Annotated in this window: 14 protein-coding genes and 1 rRNA gene; 5 read left to right on the top strand and 10 right to left on the bottom strand. The window is 67.7% G+C overall.

The genetic code is table 11. The features are described 5' to 3' along the window. Positions 1–313: 313 nt before the first annotated feature. The 8 genes from VG566_RS12810 to pyrE form a co-directional block, all read right to left on the bottom strand. The gene (locus VG566_RS12810) at positions 314–1,027 is read right to left on the bottom strand and encodes a response regulator transcription factor (protein ID WP_032961423.1); all 714 of its coding nucleotides are present in this window, start codon (positions 1,025–1,027) and stop codon (positions 314–316) included. Further along, a complete protein-coding gene (locus tag VG566_RS12805; protein WP_014645670.1) occupies positions 1,008–3,668 on the bottom strand; it encodes a sensor histidine kinase in 2,661 nt (886 codons plus the stop codon). The genes VG566_RS12810 and VG566_RS12805 overlap by 20 nt, the downstream gene beginning before the upstream one ends. A gap of 51 nt (positions 3,669–3,719) precedes the next feature. After that, positions 3,720–4,370 carry a potassium-transporting ATPase subunit KdpC gene (gene kdpC / locus VG566_RS12800; RefSeq protein ID WP_241884782.1) on the bottom strand — a complete coding sequence of 217 codons (651 nt, stop codon included), beginning with the start codon at positions 4,368–4,370 and terminating at the stop codon, positions 3,720–3,722. Next, the gene (gene kdpB / locus VG566_RS12795; RefSeq protein ID WP_049441858.1) at positions 4,367–6,424 is read right to left on the bottom strand and encodes a potassium-transporting ATPase subunit KdpB; all 2,058 of its coding nucleotides are present in this window, start codon (positions 6,422–6,424) and stop codon (positions 4,367–4,369) included. Before kdpB ends, kdpC begins: the two co-directional genes overlap by 4 nt. A 10-nt stretch (positions 6,425–6,434) precedes the next feature. Continuing rightward, a complete protein-coding gene (kdpA, locus tag VG566_RS12790) occupies positions 6,435–8,144 on the bottom strand; it encodes a potassium-transporting ATPase subunit KdpA (protein WP_014645673.1) in 1,710 nt (569 codons plus the stop codon). A gap of 11 nt (positions 8,145–8,155) precedes the next feature. After that, the gene (locus tag VG566_RS12785; RefSeq protein ID WP_005407770.1) at positions 8,156–8,248 is read right to left on the bottom strand and encodes a potassium-transporting ATPase subunit F; all 93 of its coding nucleotides are present in this window, start codon (positions 8,246–8,248) and stop codon (positions 8,156–8,158) included. A gap of 220 nt (positions 8,249–8,468) precedes the next feature. Further along, entirely contained in the window at positions 8,469–9,131 is a 663-nt protein-coding gene (locus VG566_RS12780) for a hypothetical protein (RefSeq protein WP_049405787.1), read from the bottom strand. An 18-nt stretch (positions 9,132–9,149) separates the two neighbouring features. Next, a complete protein-coding gene (pyrE, locus tag VG566_RS12775; protein WP_032961411.1) occupies positions 9,150–9,809 on the bottom strand; it encodes an orotate phosphoribosyltransferase in 660 nt (219 codons plus the stop codon). A 162-nt stretch (positions 9,810–9,971) separates the two neighbouring features. Between pyrE and VG566_RS12770 the strand changes: the two genes are divergently transcribed. The 3 genes from VG566_RS12770 (at position 9,972) to VG566_RS12760 (ending at position 12,382) form a co-directional block, all read left to right on the top strand. Further along, positions 9,972–10,772, top strand: a complete 801-nt coding sequence (locus tag VG566_RS12770; RefSeq protein ID WP_241884781.1) for an exodeoxyribonuclease III — start codon at positions 9,972–9,974, stop codon at positions 10,770–10,772. Continuing rightward, positions 10,769–12,073: an AmpG family muropeptide MFS transporter gene (locus VG566_RS12765; RefSeq protein ID WP_014645677.1), complete on the top strand. Its 1,305-nt coding sequence runs from the start codon at positions 10,769–10,771 to the stop codon at positions 12,071–12,073. The genes VG566_RS12770 and VG566_RS12765 overlap by 4 nt, the downstream gene beginning before the upstream one ends. 78 nt (positions 12,074–12,151) lie before the next feature. After that, entirely contained in the window at positions 12,152–12,382 is a 231-nt protein-coding gene (locus tag VG566_RS12760) for a hypothetical protein (RefSeq protein WP_014645678.1), read from the top strand. 118 nt (positions 12,383–12,500) lie between these two features. Here VG566_RS12760 and VG566_RS12755 read toward each other — a convergent pair whose 3' ends face one another. Together VG566_RS12755 and VG566_RS12750 are read right to left on the bottom strand one after the other, a co-directional pair. Beyond that, positions 12,501–13,628 carry an anhydro-N-acetylmuramic acid kinase gene (locus VG566_RS12755; protein ID WP_241884780.1) on the bottom strand — a complete coding sequence of 376 codons (1,128 nt, stop codon included), beginning with the start codon at positions 13,626–13,628 and terminating at the stop codon, positions 12,501–12,503. A 66-nt stretch (positions 13,629–13,694) separates the two neighbouring features. After that, positions 13,695–15,167 carry a M23 family metallopeptidase gene (locus tag VG566_RS12750; RefSeq protein WP_032961400.1) on the bottom strand — a complete coding sequence of 491 codons (1,473 nt, stop codon included), beginning with the start codon at positions 15,165–15,167 and terminating at the stop codon, positions 13,695–13,697. Between the two features lie 167 nt (positions 15,168–15,334). Here VG566_RS12750 and tyrS point away from each other — a divergent pair, with 167 nt between their 5' ends. Further along, entirely contained in the window at positions 15,335–16,546 is a 1,212-nt protein-coding gene (tyrS, locus tag VG566_RS12745; RefSeq protein ID WP_241884779.1) for a tyrosine--tRNA ligase, read from the top strand. 520 nt (positions 16,547–17,066) lie between these two features. Beyond that, positions 17,067–17,284 (top strand): 16S ribosomal RNA (locus tag VG566_RS12740); the annotation flags it as partial.

The following is a 17,284-nucleotide window of genomic DNA, read 5'->3' as shown; positions in this document are numbered from 1 at the left end:
GGTTACGGGGGACGCTGCAAGTCCCCCTCCGGGGCCCGGCCCAGCCGCTGGCGGCTGGGCGTTCGGGCGCTTGCGAAGCAGTGCTTCGCAAGCAAAGCGCCCTCACCCATGTAAGCTCGGTCGCCGCATCCATGCGGCTCACGCCCCCGCAACCGGACCCACCCCGCCTTCGACAGATTTCCGCGATCTGTCCGAACCGCATGAACTGCTCTTGGTAGGTGTCGACCTTGGTCGACACAGCAGAGATCCACGCCATGCGTGGATGCTCTTCCGAATTTGCTTTGGTGGGTGCCGACCGTTGGTCGGCACACCCTCACCCCTTGAATCGCAAGCCCACGCCCGGTTCGGTGAACAGGTAGCGTGAATCCAGCGCCGAATCGCCCAGCTTGTGCCGCAGCTTGCCGACCAGGATGCGCAGGTAATGGGTATCGTGCTGGTGGGTCGGCCCCCAGATCTCCTGCAGGATCTGCGGCTGTGTCACTACCCGCCCGGCATTGCGCAGCAGCAGCGACAGCAACGCGTATTCCTTGCGGGTCAACGCCACCGGTTCACCCTGCAGGGCGACTTCGCGGCGCACCAGGTCCACGCGCAGGTGGCCGTCGTCGAACACCGGCGGCGTGCCATCACTGGGTACGCTGCGCGTGCGCAGCAGCGCCCGCACCCGCGCCATCAGTTCCTGCGTGCCGAACGGCTTGGTCACGTAGTCGTTGGCGCCGGTATCCAGTGCGCGCACCTTCTCGGCTTCGCCGGCGCGCACGGTCAGCATGATCACCGGCACCTGGCTCCACTGCCGCAGCTGTTCAAGTACCTCGTGGCCTTCCATGTCCGGCAGGCCGATATCCAGGATCACCAGGTCCATGTCCTCGCTGGCGGCCAGCTGCAGGCCTTCCTGGCCGGTGGCGGCCTGTCGCACCTGGTAGCCCTGCGCGCGCAGGCTGATGTCCAGGAACCGGCGGATCTGGGTTTCATCATCGATCACCAGCACGCGCGCGGCCGGCACGCTGGCATCAATCGGGGTCGGGCTCATCGTGGGAGGCTGGCTTGAGCAGGGGCAGGGTGATGCGGATCAGGGTACCGCGACCGTCGCGTCCGGGCAGCGCCTGCACGCTGCCGCCATGTGCGCCGATCATGCCCTGGCAGATGGTCAGGCCCAGGCCGGTGCCGTGGCGGCCGCGGTCGCCGCGCTCGACGCTGTAGAACATGTCGAAGATGCGCGCGCGCTCGTCGTCGGGAATGCCGGGGCCGGCATCGATCACGTCGATGCGCAGCTGGCCGTCCAGTTCGCGCGCCTGCACCTGCACGGCGGCGTCGGGCGGCGAGAACTTGGCCGCGTTCTCCATCACGTTGAACACGGCCTGTTCGACCAGCGCCGGGTGTACCCAGATCGGCGCCAGCGTGGACGGAATGTCCAGCTCCAGCCGCACCTTGGGCTGGTAGCGCTGCAGGCGCCGTGCGGCCGAGCCGATCAGTTCGTCCACGCCGATCCAGTCACGGTTGATCTTCAGTCCTTCGTGGCCCAGGCGGGTCATGTCCAGCAGGTTCTGGATGTAGCGGTCCAGCCGCTCGCCTTCGACCAGGATGGTGTCCAGCAGGGCACGGCGATCAGCCGTGTCCATCGCCGCGCCGTAACTGGCCAGGCTGTCGGCCGAACCGATCATCGCCGCCAGTGGAGAGCGCAGGTCGTGCGACACCGAAGAGAGCAGGGCCGAGCGCAACCGCTCGGTCTCGTTGCTGACATGCGCCTGTTCCAGTTCGGCCACCAGCCGGGTACGCAGTGCGGCCTGTGCGATGTCATCGACCATCGCTTCGGCAAGCTGCCGCTGTTCGGGCAGCAGGCGTGCCTGTGCGCCGGGCAGGTACAGGCCGGCCACGCCGATCGCGCGATCTTCGCCATCCAGCAATGGCAGGAACCACCACTGCGCACCGGCCAGGGTGTCGGTGAAGCGGCCGCTGGGCTGGCCGTGGCGCAGCGCCCAGTCGGCGGCAGCCAGGTCGGTATCGCCGGGTTGGCTGCGGCCACCGGCGGCAGTGTCCGCGCCGATCCGCAGCCACGCCGGCACATCCATCGCCTGCTCCAAGGCATGCCGACCTGCCTGTGCCACCTCGCCGTTGCCAGCGGCGCTGGCCAGCTGACGGCCCAGCTGCTGGCGTGCACGTGCATGGCGATTGGCCGCACGCAGCGCAATGACCTGCATGCGCAGGCGCGAGGCCAGCCGTCCGGCCACCAAGGCGGCGGCCAGGAACAGGAACACGGTGATCACGCCCTGGCGCGCACCGATGGCGAAGGTGAAGCGGGGCGCGATGAACAGGAAGTTGTAGGCCAGGAAGCACAGGATCGCCGCCATCACCGCCACGCTGGCACGCGTGCGCGCCGCCACCAGCACCACTGCCACGATGAACACCATCGACAGGTCGGCCATGCCGACCCAGCGTTCGGCCAGCCAAGCCACCGCACAGGCCAGCGCGGTGGCGATCAGTGCCTGTACCGGCTCGTAGCTGATGCCGCGCATCGGTGGCAGCAGACCTTCGCGGCGCGAGCGCGCCCGGGCCTGCGGCGTGCTGATGATGGTGATCTCGTAGTGCGCCCCGCGCTGGATCAGCTGCTGGGTCAGGGTTCGGTTGAACATCCGCGCCAGCGGGCGCTCACGGGTCCGCCCCAGCACCAGGGTCGATACACCGTTGTGCGCTGCATGGTCCAGCAGGGCATCGGCGATGCTCGATCCATGCAGCAGTTCGGCGTCGCCTCCCAGGCGACGTGCCAGGGCGAAGGCCGCATCGATCTCGCGCCGCGTGGCCTCGTCCTGGCGCCGGCCCTGCACGGTCACCACCGTCCACGGTGCGTCGCGGCGCTCGGCGATGCGGCGCGCCACCCGTACCAGGTACTCGCTCTGGCCGCCGCCATCGATGGCCACCAGCACGCCGCGCCGCAGCGGCAGGTTGCCTTCGCCCCGTGCGGCGCGGGTTTCACGCAGGCTGCTGTCGACGCGATCGGCGGCTTCCTGCATCGCCAGCTCACGCAGGGCGGTCAGGTTGGCCGGCGAGAAGAACGCCTGCAGCGCCTGCGCGGCCTGTTCGGGCACATAGACCTTGCCCTGCTGCAGGCGCGCGATCAGTTCGCGTGGCGGCAGATCGACCAGCACGATGTCGTGCAGGCGATCGAGCACGCCATCGGGCACGGTCTCGCTGACCCGCACGCCGGTGATGCGCATCACCACGTCGTTGAGGCTTTCCAGATGCTGGATGTTGACCGTGGTCCAGACGTCGATGCCGGCGTCGAGCAGCTCCATCACATCCTGCCAGCGCCGCTCATGGCGGCTGCCGGGCGCATTGCGATGGGCCAGTTCGTCCACCAGCACCAGCGCTGGATGCCGTGCCAGCACGGCATCCAGGTCCATCTCCTGCAGGGCGTGGCCGTGATAGGCCACGTCCTTCAACGGCAGCTGCGGCAGACCTTCCAGCAGGGCCTGGGTTTCGGCGCGGCCATGGGTTTCCACCAGCCCGACCACCAGGTCCACGCCGCGGCGCAGCTGCTCCTGGGCACGGGTCAGCATGGTGTAGGTCTTGCCCACACCCGGCGCAGCGCCGAGGAACACGGTCAGCTTGCCACCGGCTTCGCGTTGCAGGCCTTCCACCAGGGCATCGGCCTGGCGGGTACGCGCATCAGTCATGGGGGCCGCTGTCATGGCCGCCATTGTGCGCGCAGCCGATGCAGGCCGGCATCACGGCGCCTTGGCCGCATGGTCCAGCGCGAAGTTCAGCGTCACCACGTTCACCCGCGGCTGGCCGAACACGCCCCACTGGCGCCCTTCAGTATGTGCCTGCACCAAGGCCTGCACGCGCTCGACCGGCAGGCCGCGGGCACGTGCCACGCGTGCCACCTGCAGCTGCGCCGCCGCCGGCGACAGCTGCGGATCCAGCCCGCCGCCGGACTGGGTGACCAGGTCGGCCGGCACCTGCGCCGGGGCGACACCTTCGCGCGCGGCCACCGCAGCCGTGCTGGCGGCAACACGCTCGGCCAGCGCCGGGTTGCTGCGCGCCAGGTTGGAACCGGCCGCGGCCATCGGGTCGTAGTTGGCCGCCGACGGCCGTGCCTGGAAGTAGCCATCGCCGGTGAACGGCTGCGACAGCCAGGCCGAGCCGCGCACCTGGCCGTTGCCGTCGCGCAGCAGGCTGCCCTCGGCCTGGGTGGGGTAGGCCAGGCCGGCGAAACCGGTGGCGATGCCGGCGTAGACCGCGCCGGCCAGCAGCAGGGTGGCCAGGCCCAGGCCGATCGCCGGGCGCCAGCCGGCGCCGTCCTGCAGGCTGGCCACGCGGGCTTCGGCCTTCGGTTCGTGGGGCAGGGTGGTGGAGGTGGAAGCAGAACGGTTCATGCGCCGAATACCAGGACAAGGAAGAGGTCGATCAGCTTGATCGCCGCGAACGGCAACAGCACGCCGCCGAGGCCGTACACCAGCATGTTCCGGCGCAGCAGCGCGGTGGCCGTGGCCGGGCGGAAGCGCACGCCACGCAGGGCGAGCGGGATCAGCGCGGGAATCACCAGCGCGTTGAAGATCAGCGCCGCCAGCACCGCGTTGCGTGGGCTCGACAGCTGCATCACGTTCAGTGCGGCCATGGCCGGAACCGCAGCGGCAAACAGCGCCGGCAGGATCGCGAAGTACTTGGACACGTCGTTGGCCAGCGAGAAGGTGGTCAGCGCACCGCGGGTGATCAGCTGCTGCTTGCCCACTTCCACGACTGCCAGCAGCTTGGCCGGGTCTGAATCGAGGTCGACCATGTTGCCGGCCTCCTTCGCCGCCTGCGTGCCGGAGTTCATCGCCAGGCCGATGTCGGCCTGGGCCAGCGCGGGAGCATCGTTGGTGCCATCGCCCACCATCGCCACCAGGCGGCCACCGGCCTGTTCCTGGCGGATGCGTGCCAGCTTGTCTTCCGGACGCGCCTCGGCGATGTAGTCATCGACACCGGCTTCGGCGGCGATGGCGGCAGCGGTCAGCGGGTTGTCGCCGGTGATCATCACCGTGCGGATGCCCATCGCCCGCAGCTGTGCGAACTTCTCGCGCATGCCGTGCTTGACCACGTCCGACAGCTCGATCACGCCCAGCACGTGGCGGCCCTCGGCCACCACCAGCGGGGTGGCGCCATTGCGCGCGACCTGTTCGACGCGGCCGGCCAGTTCAGCCGGCACGTTGCCGCCCAGCGCCTGCACGTGGGCGCGGATCGCATCGGCAGCGCCCTTGCGGATCTGCCGCCCGTGTTCCAGATCGACGCCGGACATCCGGGTCTGGGCACTGAACGCCAGGTAGTCGGCACGGTCCGGCTCGGCGGTGGCGCAGCCCTGTTCGCGCGCCAGGCGCACGATCGACTTGCCTTCCGGGGTCGGGTCGGCCAGCGAGGACAGCAGTGCGGCCTCGCGCAGCTGGCTGGCGTCGATGCCGGCCAGCGGATGGAAGTGGCTGGCCTGGCGGTCGCCGTAGGTGATGGTGCCGGTCTTGTCCAGCAGCAGCACGTCGACGTCGCCGGCCACTTCCACCGCCTTGCCCGACTTGGCCAGCACGTTGGCAGCCAGCGCACGGTTCATGCCGGCGATGCCGATGGCCGGCAGCAGGCCGCCGATGGTGGTCGGGATCAGGCACACCAGCAGTGCGATCAGCAGCAGTGGATCGACCTGCACGCCCACGGCCGCGCCGATCGCCGGCAACGTGGCCACCACCACCAGGAAGGTCAGCGTCATCGCCGCCAGCAGCAGGGTCAGCGCGATCTCGTTGGGGGTCTTCTGGCGATTGGCACCTTCCACCAGCGCGATCATGCGGTCCAGGAAGCTGTGGCCCGGCTCGGCGGTCACCCGCACGATGATCTGGTCGGACAGCACCTTGGTGCCACCGATCACACCGGAACGGTCGGTACCGGCCTCGCGCAGCACCGGTGCCGATTCGCCGGTCACTGCCGCTTCGTTGATGGTGGCCAGGCCCTGCACGATCTCGCCATCGGCCGGCACCAGCTCACCGGCACTGACGATCACATGGTCGCCCGGGCGCAGCTCGGCGGCAGGCACCTGGGCTTCGGCTGCGCCCGGCTGCGGCGCCGCCAGCCGGCGCGCCACCAGGTCCTGGCGGGCACGGCGCAGCGAGGCGGCCTGGCCACGGCCACGCGCTTCGGCCACTGCCTCGGCGAAATTGCCGAACAGCACGGTCACCAGCAGGATGGCGGTCACTGCCAGGCCGAAGCCCAGCGGTGCATTGCCGGTCAGGGTGACGATCGCGGCGACGATCGTGCCGGCCATCACCACCGCCATCACCGGGCTGCGCACCAGATGCATCGGCGCCAGCTTGCGCACCGCTTCGACCAGCGCACGGCGCAGGCCGGCGCCATCAAGCAGGGCAGGGCGCGGTGCATGGGTACTACGGGTTGAACTTGCTTGGGTACTCATCAGGGTGTCCTCAGCGCAGTCCCAGGCTCAGGTGATCGGCGATCGGGCCGAGTACCAGCGCCGGCATGAACTGCAGCACGGTCAGGATGACGATCACCGAGACCAGGGTCAGGGCGAAGGTCGGGGTTTCGATCTGCAGGCTGCCGGCAGACTCCGGCGCCTGGCGCTTGGCGGCCAGCTGTGCGGCCACCACCAGCGGAATGATCAGCAGCGGGAAGCGGCCCAGCAGCAGTACCAGCGAGCAGCTCAGGTTCCACCACAGCGTGGCGTCACCCAGTCCTTCGAAGCCCGAACCGTTGTTGGCGTAGGCCGAGACATACTCGTAGAACACCTGGCTGATGCCATGGAAGCCGGGGTTGGAGGTGCCGGCCAGGCCGGGCACGGCCAGGGTGATCGCAGTGAACACCAGCAGGGTGATCGGCTGCAGCAGCACCAGCAGGGCCAGCAGGCGCACCTGGGGCGTCTCCAGCTTGCGGCCGAACAGTTCCGGCGTGCGCCCGGTCATCAACCCGGCCAGGAACACACCCAGCAGCAGATAGACGATGAACTGCTGCAGGCCACAGCCGATGCCGCCCCAGATCGCGCTGACCAGCATGTTGACCATCGCGATGCCACCGCTCAGCGGCGCCAGCGAATCGTGCATGCCGTTCACCGAGCCATTGGAGACCTGGGTAGTCACCGCCGCCCACAGCGCCGTGCCGTCGGCGCCGAAGCGCACCTCCTTGCCTTCCATCAGCAGCGGGGTGGCGGCGCTGGCGCTATGCCCTTCGCTCCACATCATCGCGCCGGTGGAAAGCAGCGACATGCCCAGCATGCAGCTGAACACCAGGGCGCCGAAGCGACGCCGGCCGGTGAACGCGCCGATCATGAAGATCACCGCCATCGGCACCAGCAGGATGCCGACGATTTCCAGCGCGTTCGACAGCGGGGTCGGGTTCTCCAGCGGGAAGCTGCTGTTCGGGCCGTACCAGCCGCCACCGTTGGCGCCAAGCTGCTTGGCCGCGACCATCGCCGCCACCGGGCCCAGCGGCAGCTTCTGTCCGGTCATGCCGGCGCTGGCATCGATCGGCGTGGCCTGCGGGCCACCGGCCATCGTCGACGGCACACCCTGGCTGGTCAGCAGCAGGGTCCACACCAGGCACAGCGGCAACAGGAAACGCACGCACAGGCGCACCACGTCCACGTAGTAGTTGCCTACCGCCACCTGGCGGTCATCGCCGGCACCGGTGGCCGCCGCAGCCTGCGGCGCACGCGAGAACAACGCGCGCAGCGTCGCCACCGCCAGCGCCAGGCCCATCATCGGCGTCACCACCTGCAGGCCGGTGATGCCGGTCATCTGCGAGAGGTAGGACAGCTGCGCCTGGCCCGAATAGTGCTGCTGGTTGGTGTTGGTCAGGAACGAGATCATCGTGTGCAGCGCGGTGTCCCAGCGCATGTTCGGGATCTGGTCCGGGTTCAGTGGCAACCAGGCCTGGGTCATGAACACCGCCTGGGTCAACACAGCGACCACCACGTTGCTCAGCACGAAGGCCAGCACGTAGCCGCGCCAGGACATCGCGCGCGAGGGATCGACGCCGAACACCTTGTACAACGGCTTTTCGATCCAGTTGAACAGCACGTCGACCTTCATCGGCGTGCCGCGCATCACGCGGGCCAGGTACAGGCCCAGCGGCCACGCCAGCAGCAGGCTGGCGGCAAGAATGACAAGCATCTCAGTCATGGCCGGCTCCGTTAGAACGATTCGGGCCGCAGCACGACATAGAGAAGATAGGCGGCGGCGACCAGCACCAGCACGCCACACAACAAAGACAGCCAGGGGGACATTTCAATAGCGACCTGGTGGAACCCCTCCACCTCAGGCCGTCATCGTCGTCCTGCCGCCCATAAACGCACTACGCGCCGGACCGGGCCGACGCGTAAAGAGTGCATAAATTCCGTGGGCCAACCCGTAACCAGGCGCCGCCTGCTGTAGAGCCGAGCCCATGCTTGGCTGTCCTTTCCCAAGGTCACGCGGAGTCGAGCGTGGCCCGACGCTACAGGCGAATCACGGCGCCTGGCTCGCCTGCGCCACGCCCTTCAGCTCGCGATAGCGCTGCAGCGTGCTGTCGATCTCGGCCTTCAGCGCCTGCTGCTGCTGCAGGAATCCGGCCTGCAGGCGTTGCTGCGACTGCAGTTGCACGTGCCGCTGACGGATCGCCTCGGCCTGCTTGTCGGCCACCTTGCCACCGGCCAGTTCGCGGTCACCGGCGGCCGCCAGCAGCGCCACCAGCGATTCGCGCAGGCTGGTGACGTTGTACTCGGCGGTCTTCAGGTTGTTGTCCAGCACTTCCTGGCGTTCGGCGAACACCCGGCGCAGGTCGTCCTCGCTGCCATAGGTGGACAGCATCGCCTGCTCGGTGCGCTGGCGGGTCTGCTCGGCCATCAGGTCCAGCTGCTGCTGCTGTGCCACGGTGCTGGCTGCGGCGCGCTCCTCGTCGGTCAACGCGCGCTGGACCTGCGCATTGCGCAGGCCGCTCTTCGCGTTGAACTCCTCGCGGGCGTGATTTACCGCATCGGCCGGCAGCGAATCACTGCAGATCCGCTCCTTGCCCTCGTTCCAGCAGTACAGCTTCTTTTCCACCTTGCCGCCGTCGCGCGACTGCGCCGGCACGGTGAACGGCACGGCCAGCAGCAGGCCGGCAAAGAGAACAGCAGGAACTCGGGACATGACCTTTCCCCTGGTCGGTCAGCGGATCGAACGGACGCCGTACTGGGCCCGGTAGGCTTCCAGCGGCTGCCGGTAACCGACAAGTTCCGGGTTGCCGGAGGCGAAATCAAGCAGATCGGCCAGCGATGCCACGGCGATCACCGGAATGCCGGCTTCTTCGGCCACCGACTGTGCCGCCGAGCGACGGTCGGCTTCCGAGGCGATCTCCTGGCGGTCCAGTGCCACCACGATGCCGGCCGGGGTGCCGCCGGCAGCGCGGATGATGCCCAGCGCTTCGCGGATCGCGGTACCGGCGGTGATCACGTCATCGACGATCAGCACGCGCTTGCCATTCAGGTCGGCGCCGATCAGCTGGCCGCCTTCACCATGGTCCTTGGCTTCCTTGCGGTTGAACGACAGCGGCAGGTCGCGGCCACGCTGGGCCAGCTCGCAGGCCATTGCGGTGGCCAGCGGAATGCCCTTGTAGGCCGGGCCGAACACCACGTCGTACTTGATCCCGGTGGCATCGATGGCATCGGCGTAGCAGGCGCCGAGCTGCGACAGCAGCGAACCGGAGTCGAAACGACCGGCGTTGAAGAAATAGGGGCTCAGCCGGCCGGACTTGAGGGTGAACTGGCCGAAGCGCAGGGCGTCGGCAGTCAGGGCCAGCTGCAGGAAACGGTGGCGGTGGTCGCTCATCAAAACTCGATTCATCTTCATTTGGAGCACAAATCCTAATCCAGCTGGGCGTTTCGCGCTCGTCCAGCGCCATGTGAAAGCCGTCCAGGCCCGGCCTGGCGGACTGCGCAGCCCTGCGGGCAACCGGTATGCTTGCCCGGTTTCCCGCCGCAGGTCCCCCGCATGCGCATCATCAGTTTCAACGCCAATGGCATCCGTTCCGCCGCGACCAAGGGCTTCCTCGACTGGTTCCGTGCCCAGGACGCCGACGTCCTGTGCATCCAGGAAACCAAGGCCCAGGAAGACCAGCTGACCGACCCGATGTTCCGTCCGGACGGCCACCACTGCTTCTATCACGATGCCATCACCAAGAAGGGCTACAGCGGCGTGGCGATCTACAGCAAGCGCGAACCGGACCAGGTCATCACCTCGCTGGGCTGGGCGCCGTTCGACGACGAAGGCCGCTACATCGAGGCGCGCTACGGCAATCTCAGCGTGGTTTCCTTCTATATCCCATCGGGCAGCTCGGGCGACCTGCGCCAGGGCTTCAAGTTCGAAGTGATGGAATGGCTGCGGCCGATCCTCGAAGCGTGGGCGCGCAGCGGCCGCGACTACGTGCTGTGCGGTGACTGGAACATCGTGCGTTCGGCGCTGGACATCAAGAACTGGAAGTCCAACCAGAAGAACTCCGGCTGCCTGCCGGAGGAGCGCGACTGGCTCAACGCGCTGTGCGCCGACCACGGCCAGGCCACCGATGTCGCCGCCGGCCGTGGGTGGGCCGATGCCTACCGCCTGCTCAACCCCACCGGCGAGGACTACACCTGGTGGAGCAACCGTGGCGCGGCCCGTGCCAACAATGTCGGTTGGCGCATCGACTACCAGTTCATCACCCCGGGCCTGCGTGACCGACTGCGCAGCTGTTCGATCTACCGCGACGAGCGCTTCTCCGACCACGCCCCGTTCATCGTGGACTACGACCTGTGACCGAGGCCGCCACGCCGGTCAGCTACAAGGGCTGGGCCGGCATCAAGCGCGCCTTCGGTACCCCGTCGGCGCTGACCATGGCCATGCTCGGCTTCGGCAGTGGCCTGCCGTTCCTGCTGATCGCCTCGCAGACCCTGTCCACGCGCCTGCGCGACGTCGGCCTGGACCTGGGCAGCATCGGCCTGATCAGCCTGGCCAGCTTCTTCTACCTGCTCAAGTTCCTGTGGGCACCGCTGCTGGACCGCTACGCCTTCCCGCTGCTGGGGCGGCTCGGCCGCCGCCGCTCCTGGCTGCTGGTGTCGCAGGTGCTGGTGCTGGTCGGGCTGGTCGCGCTGGCCTTCGTGCGGCCCGAACAGGGCGTGTGGCCGTTGGTGATGTGGGTGCTGGTGGCGTCGTTCGCCGGCGCCACCCAGGATTCGGCCGTCGATGCCTACCGCATCGAGATCGCGCCGCAGACCGCCCAGGCGGCGCTGGCCGCCACCTATACCCTGGGCTACCGGATCGGCCTGATCCTGGCCGGTGCCGGCGCGCTGTACCTGGCCCAGTTCGAAGGCTGGATCGTCGCCTACCTGGCGATGGCCGCGCTGATGCTGCTGCCGATCGTCACCACCCTGCTGTGCGCCGAACCGCAGCGCCCGGCCACCGCCGTGCAGCGCCGCATCGATATTGCCGAAGCGTTCGTCCAGCCCATCTCCAGCTTCTTCAGCCGCAATGGCGTGGCACTGGCGCTGGTGCTGCTGGCCTTCGTCGGCCTGTTCAAGTTCCCCGACCAGGTGATCGGAGTGATGGCCGGGCCGTTCTATCTCGACTCGGGGTTCGACAAGGCCGACATCGCCACCGTCTCCAAGCTGTTCGGTGTGTGGATGGGCATCGGCGGCGCGTTCCTTGGCGGCATCGCGGTGGCTGCGTTCGGCTTCCGCCGCATGCTGCTGGTGGCCGCGCTGGGCGTGGCGCTGTCCAACCTGGCCTTCCTGCTGATGGCGCACAATCCGGGCAAGCTGTGGGCGTTCTACGCCGCGCTCAGTGCCGACAACCTGTTCCAGGGCTTTGCCGGCACCGTGCTGGTGGCCTTCATGTCGTCGCTGACCGACCGCAACTTCACCGCCACCCAGTACGCATTGCTGGTCTCGCTGGCCAACCTGCCGGGCAAGTTCGTCGGTGGCGTCTCCGGCTACATCGTCGAAGCCACGTCCTACAGCACGTTCTTCATCCTCAGCTCGATCACCGTGGTGCCGACCCTGCTGCTGCTGGCGTGGCTGTGGCCGCGGATCGCCGATCGCGGGCCGCCGCCGGTCGCCTGATTGCCTGCCCGCCCGGACTGCGGGATCATCGCCCCCGACGCGCCGAGGGGGCGGTGCCTTGCGAACGGGGAAGTGAGCATGGCCGACGTTGTGCTGCGGGACCTGGACCCGCTGCTGCTGGAACGCATCCGACGGGTCGCGGTCGCCCGCGGCTGGACCCACGAACAGACCTGCGCCGCCTTGCTGGAGCAGGGGCTGTTCAGCAGTGAACTGGAGGTCCGCTCCGGCTTCGGCGATCCCGAAGTGGACGCCCTCTCCGCCGCGATTGCCGCCCTGCAGGCCCTGCCGGCAGGGCAGGGCTTCGATTAGCGGCCGCGCCGCCATGCTGTAGCGCCGAGCCCACGCCCGGCAGCTCCTGGCCTGGCCCGCGCGAAGCCGAGCAGGGCTCGGCTCTACAACGGCGCCTCACCTGCGCGGACGGCCCACCTCACGCCAGGTGGATCGCCCCCAGGATCCGCGGGCCCGTCGCCCCGGTCACGCTCGGCAGGTTGCCCGCCAGCCCGTCCATCGTCCGCTGCGCCAGCCAGGCGAAACCCATCGCCTCCACGTACTCCGGGTCCAGCCCATGCACCGCGCTGGACTCAACCTGCACCTCCGGCAGCCGCGCCGCCAGCCGCTTCATCAGCTGCCGGTTGCGCACACCGCCGCCACAGACCAGCAGGCGCCGGGTCTGCGGCTGCTGCGCCAGCAACGCATCGGCCACGGTCGCCACGGTCAGCTCCAGCAGGGTGGCCTGCACATCGGCAGCGGCGTACTCGCCTTCCCCCATGTGGGCTTCGGCCCAGGACAGGTGAAACTGTTCGCGCCCGGTGCTCTTCGGCGGCGGCAGCGCGAACCACGGGTCCGAGCGCCAGCCGGCCAGCAGGCCCTCGTCCAACGTGCCACTGGCAGCGTAATCACCATCGGCATCGAAGGTGCGGCCGGTATGGCGCTGGCACCAGGCGTCCATCAGCGCATTGGCCGGGCCGGTATCGAAGCCACGCACCGCGCCTTCGCGCGGGATCAGCGTCAGGTTGGCGATGCCGCCCAGGTTGAGCACCGCGCGGTCTTCGTCGGCGGTGCCCAGCATGCCCAGGTGGAAGGCCGGCATCAGCGGCGCACCGTGGCCCCCGGCCGCCACGTCGCGGCGGCGGAAGTCGGATACCGTCGTGATCCCGGTCAGTTCGGCAATGCGGTTGCCGTCGCCCAGTTGCACGGTGAACGCCGGGTCGGCCAGCGGGCGGTGGCGCACGGTCTGGCCGTGCGAGCCGATCGCGCGCACCTGGCTGCGGTCCACGCCGGCCTCGGCCAGCAGTTGATTGGCGGCCCCGGCGAAGTTGATCGCGATCCGCGCGTCCAGTTCGCCCAGTTCCTCCAGCGACTCCAGCGGGCCACCTTCGCCCAGCGCCACCAGCCGCGCGCGCAGCACCGGCTCCCAGCGGGCGGTCAGGCCGTGCACGAAGCGGCAGCCACCGCCGGCGGGGAACTGCACCAGCGCGGCATCGATGCCATCGGCGCTGGTGCCCGACATCAGGCCAAGGTACAGGGGGGCGTCAGCGTCGGCAGTCGTGTTCATGGCAGGCATAAAAAAAGGACGCGGCAAGCTTGGGCTGCCGCGTCCTTCTTCGTCAACGCAAGACGCTCAGCCGCGCTTGCGGCCGGTCGCCTGCTTGTCCTTGGCGCTGGCCACCTCGGGCGCAGCCTCGTCGCGGCTGGTCGGTGCCGGGCTGGCGTCGGCGTAGATCAGCTTCTCCATGCCCTGGATGCGCGCCATCGCCGGCGCGGTCTGCGCGCGGAAGGCGACCAGCTCGGCGCCCTTCAGCGGTTCCGGCGGCGGCATGGTCACGGTCAGCGGGTTGCGGTGCTCGCCGTTGACGCGGAATTCGTAGTGCAGGTGCGGCCCGGTCGCCAGGCCGGTCGAACCGACGTAGCCGATCACCGTGCCCTGGGCCACGCGCTGGCCGGTCCTGATGTTCGCAAAGCGCGACATGTGGCCGTACAGGGTGGTGTGGCCGCGGCCATGGTCGAGGATCACCACGTTGCCGTAGCCGCGCTGCACGCCGGCGAACTGCACGCGGGCATCGCCCGCGGCCATGATGGGAGTGCCGGTGCGCGCGGCGTAGTCCACGCCCTTGTGCATGCGCATCTTGCCCAGCACCGGGTGCTTGCGCGCGCCGAAGGTCGAACTCAGCCGCGCGAACGGGATCGGCATGCGGATGAAGCTCTTCTTCAGCGAACGGCCGTTGATGTCGTAGTACTCGGACTTGCCGTTGCGGTCGAAGCGGAAGCCGGAATAGGTCTTGCCACCGGTGGTGAAGGTCGCCGCCAGGATCTTGCTGGTGTCCACCTTCTCGCCTTCGCGCCAGGTTTCATCCATCACCACGCTGAAGCGGTCGCCCGGCTGCAGGTCCTTGGAGAAGTCGATGTCGTACTTGAAGATGTCGTCGGTCATCGTCGCGATCGCCGACGGCGACAGCCCGGCCCGTCGGGCCGCGGCATACAGCGAACTGGTGATCTCGCCGCTGGTGACCACGGTGCGCGTGGAGGACTCGCGCTTGGTCACTTTCTCCTTGATGTCATCGCCGGCCAGGCTCAGTTCCACGCGGTTGTCGGCATCGCGGTCGAAACGGATGCTGCGCAGGTCGCCGGACAGCGGCATGTCGAAGGCGATCTCGGCACCCGGGCGCAGTTTGGTCAACGCCTCACGCGCGCCGGGGTGGTCCAGCACCCGGTGCAGGGTGGTGGCCGGAATGCCAGCCTTGTCGAACAGGTCGCTCAGGGTCTGGCCACGCTGCACGCGCAGCACCTGCCAGCTGTCACCCGGCACCTGCTGCTGGCGGGCCATGGTCAGCGGCGGCAACGGCAGCGCCAGGCTGGTGTGGCTGTCGGCGTAAGGCGCATCGATGGTGTGCGAGAAACCGGGGACGATCGTCGCCACCAGGGCGCCGATGGTCGCAAACAGGCTGGCGTGCATCCAATGGCGGCGGGTCCAGCGCTCATTGAAGGCGGCGGGAAGATGTTGCCTGAGCTTCCGATGCAGGGTGTTGTCGTGCAGGACGTGGAGGCGTTCCTGGAAGCGCTGCTTGCGTGCGCGCCCTTGTTCGGAATTGTGCATCGGCGGTTTTTTCCTGGCGGCCTGGGAGTGCGGGCCTGATCGCCGGTTACCATAGACACCTGAGAAAACCGCGTCAAACCCTTGTGCCCATTGGCTTTTGTGAAGCCAATCGGGTTAACTTCGCTTTAACACCCCACACAAGAATCGGCGTTGCCGGGAGTAGTCACGTGTCCTCGATTGAAGAAGCCCTTGCCCTGATCGGCCGTGGTGCCGACGAGATCCTCAAGCTCGAGGATCTGCGTGCGCGCCTGCAGGAAGGCCGTCCGCTGCGGATCAAGGCCGGCTTCGACCCCACCGCGCCCGACCTGCACCTGGGCCATACGGTGCTGCTGAACAAGATGCGCCAGTTCCAGGACCTCGGCCACCAGGTCATTTTCCTGATCGGCGACTTCACCGGCATGATCGGCGACCCGTCCGGCAAGAGCCTGACCCGCAAGCCGCTCAGCCGCGATGACGTGCTGGCCAACGCCCGTACCTACGAGGAACAGGTGTTCAAGGTGCTCGACCGCAGCCGTACCGAAGTCCGCTTCAACTCGGAGTGGTTCGGCAAGATGGGCGCGGCCGACATGATCCGCCTGGCCGGCCAGCACACCGTGGCGCGCATGCTCGAGCGCGACGACTTCGCCAAGCGCTATGCCGCCCAGCAGTCCATCGCCATCCACGAGTTCCTGTACCCGCTGGTGCAGGGCTACGATTCGGTGGCCCTGGAGGCCGACGTCGAACTGGGCGGTACCGACCAGAAGTTCAACCTGCTGATGGGCCGTGGCCTGCAGGAACACCACGGCCAGAAGCCGCAGGTGGTGCTGACCATGCCGCTGCTGGAAGGCCTGGACGGCGTCAACAAGATGTCCAAGTCGCTGGGCAACTACATTGGTATCAGCGAGCCGGCCATCGACATCGTCACCAAGACCATGAAGGTGGACGACACCCTGATGTGGCGCTGGATCGAACTGCTGTCCTTCGACATCAGCCAGGCCGAAGCCGTGCAGCTGCGCGAGCAGGTGGCCAATGGCGGCTTGAACCCGCGTGTGGTCAAGCTGCGCCTGGCGCGTGAACTGGCGACCCGTTTCCACGGCGCCGCCGCGGCCGAGCAGGCCATTGCAGGCTGGGAAGCAGCGGTGACCGGGCAGGGCGACATCACCCAGCTGCCGCTGCAGGAGGTGGCGATCCCGGCCGAAGGCCTGCGTATCGCTGCGCTGCTGACGGCGGCCGGCCTGACCCCGAGCAACTCTGAAGCCAACCGCAAGCTCAAGGAGCGCGCGGTCAAGGTCGACGGTGAAGTGGTCGAAGATGGCCAGCAGGTGCTGCAGCCGGGCTTCGAAGGCCTGCTGCAGGTCGGCAAGCGTACTTTCGCCCGCGTGCGCCTGGTCACTGCCTGACAGCAGGGAAGGGCCGGCGCCAGCCGGCCCTTCCTTATGCTCTTGTAGAGCCAAGCCTACGCTTGGCTGCGCTTCGCGGGTTCCTACCGCAGCGCGACGGATGAACAGATGCAACATCCGGTGAAAAAAATCGCCACAACCCCTTCACAAACGATGTGGATGGGGCCATACTTCTCCTCCCCCGTCGCAGGGGTCGCCACCAAGGGGCTTCAGCGACAACAGGGTGCCCACCACCGCCGGACGAGATGATCGAACGAAGGTGTTGACGGACTGAAAAAGTCTGGCATAATGGGCGGCTCGCTACGAAGGAAACTTCGCAGCACACGGGAACGGCGCTGAGGCCACTTCCCCGGATCTTTGAAAGTATGCGCAGGTATCTTGTGAAGGCGCCTGCAGGAAGGATGATTGTCCATCTTGCAGACGTTTGATCAAGCAACTATTAATTGTTTTAAAGCAAGCGATACGTTGCCAGAATCAATCATCTGCAGCTTTAAATTTTGATCTTCGGATCATGTAGTTTTAAGTGAAGAGTTTGATCCTGGCTCAGAGTGAACGCTGGCGGTAGGCCTAACACATGCAAGTCGAACGGCAGCACAGGAGAGCTTGCTCTCTGGGTGGCGAGTGGCGGACGGGTGAGGAATACATCGGAATCTACTCTGTCGTGGGGGATAACGTAGGGAAACTTACGCTAATACCGCATACGACCTACGGGTGAAAGCAGGGGATCTTCGGACCTTG

This window comes from Stenotrophomonas sp. CASM114 (assembly GCF_049384325.1).
Taxonomy (GTDB): domain Bacteria; phylum Pseudomonadota; class Gammaproteobacteria; order Xanthomonadales; family Xanthomonadaceae; genus Stenotrophomonas; species Stenotrophomonas muris.
Note: the sequence above shows the minus strand (reverse complement) of the source record. Positions and strands in the feature narration are given on the sequence as shown.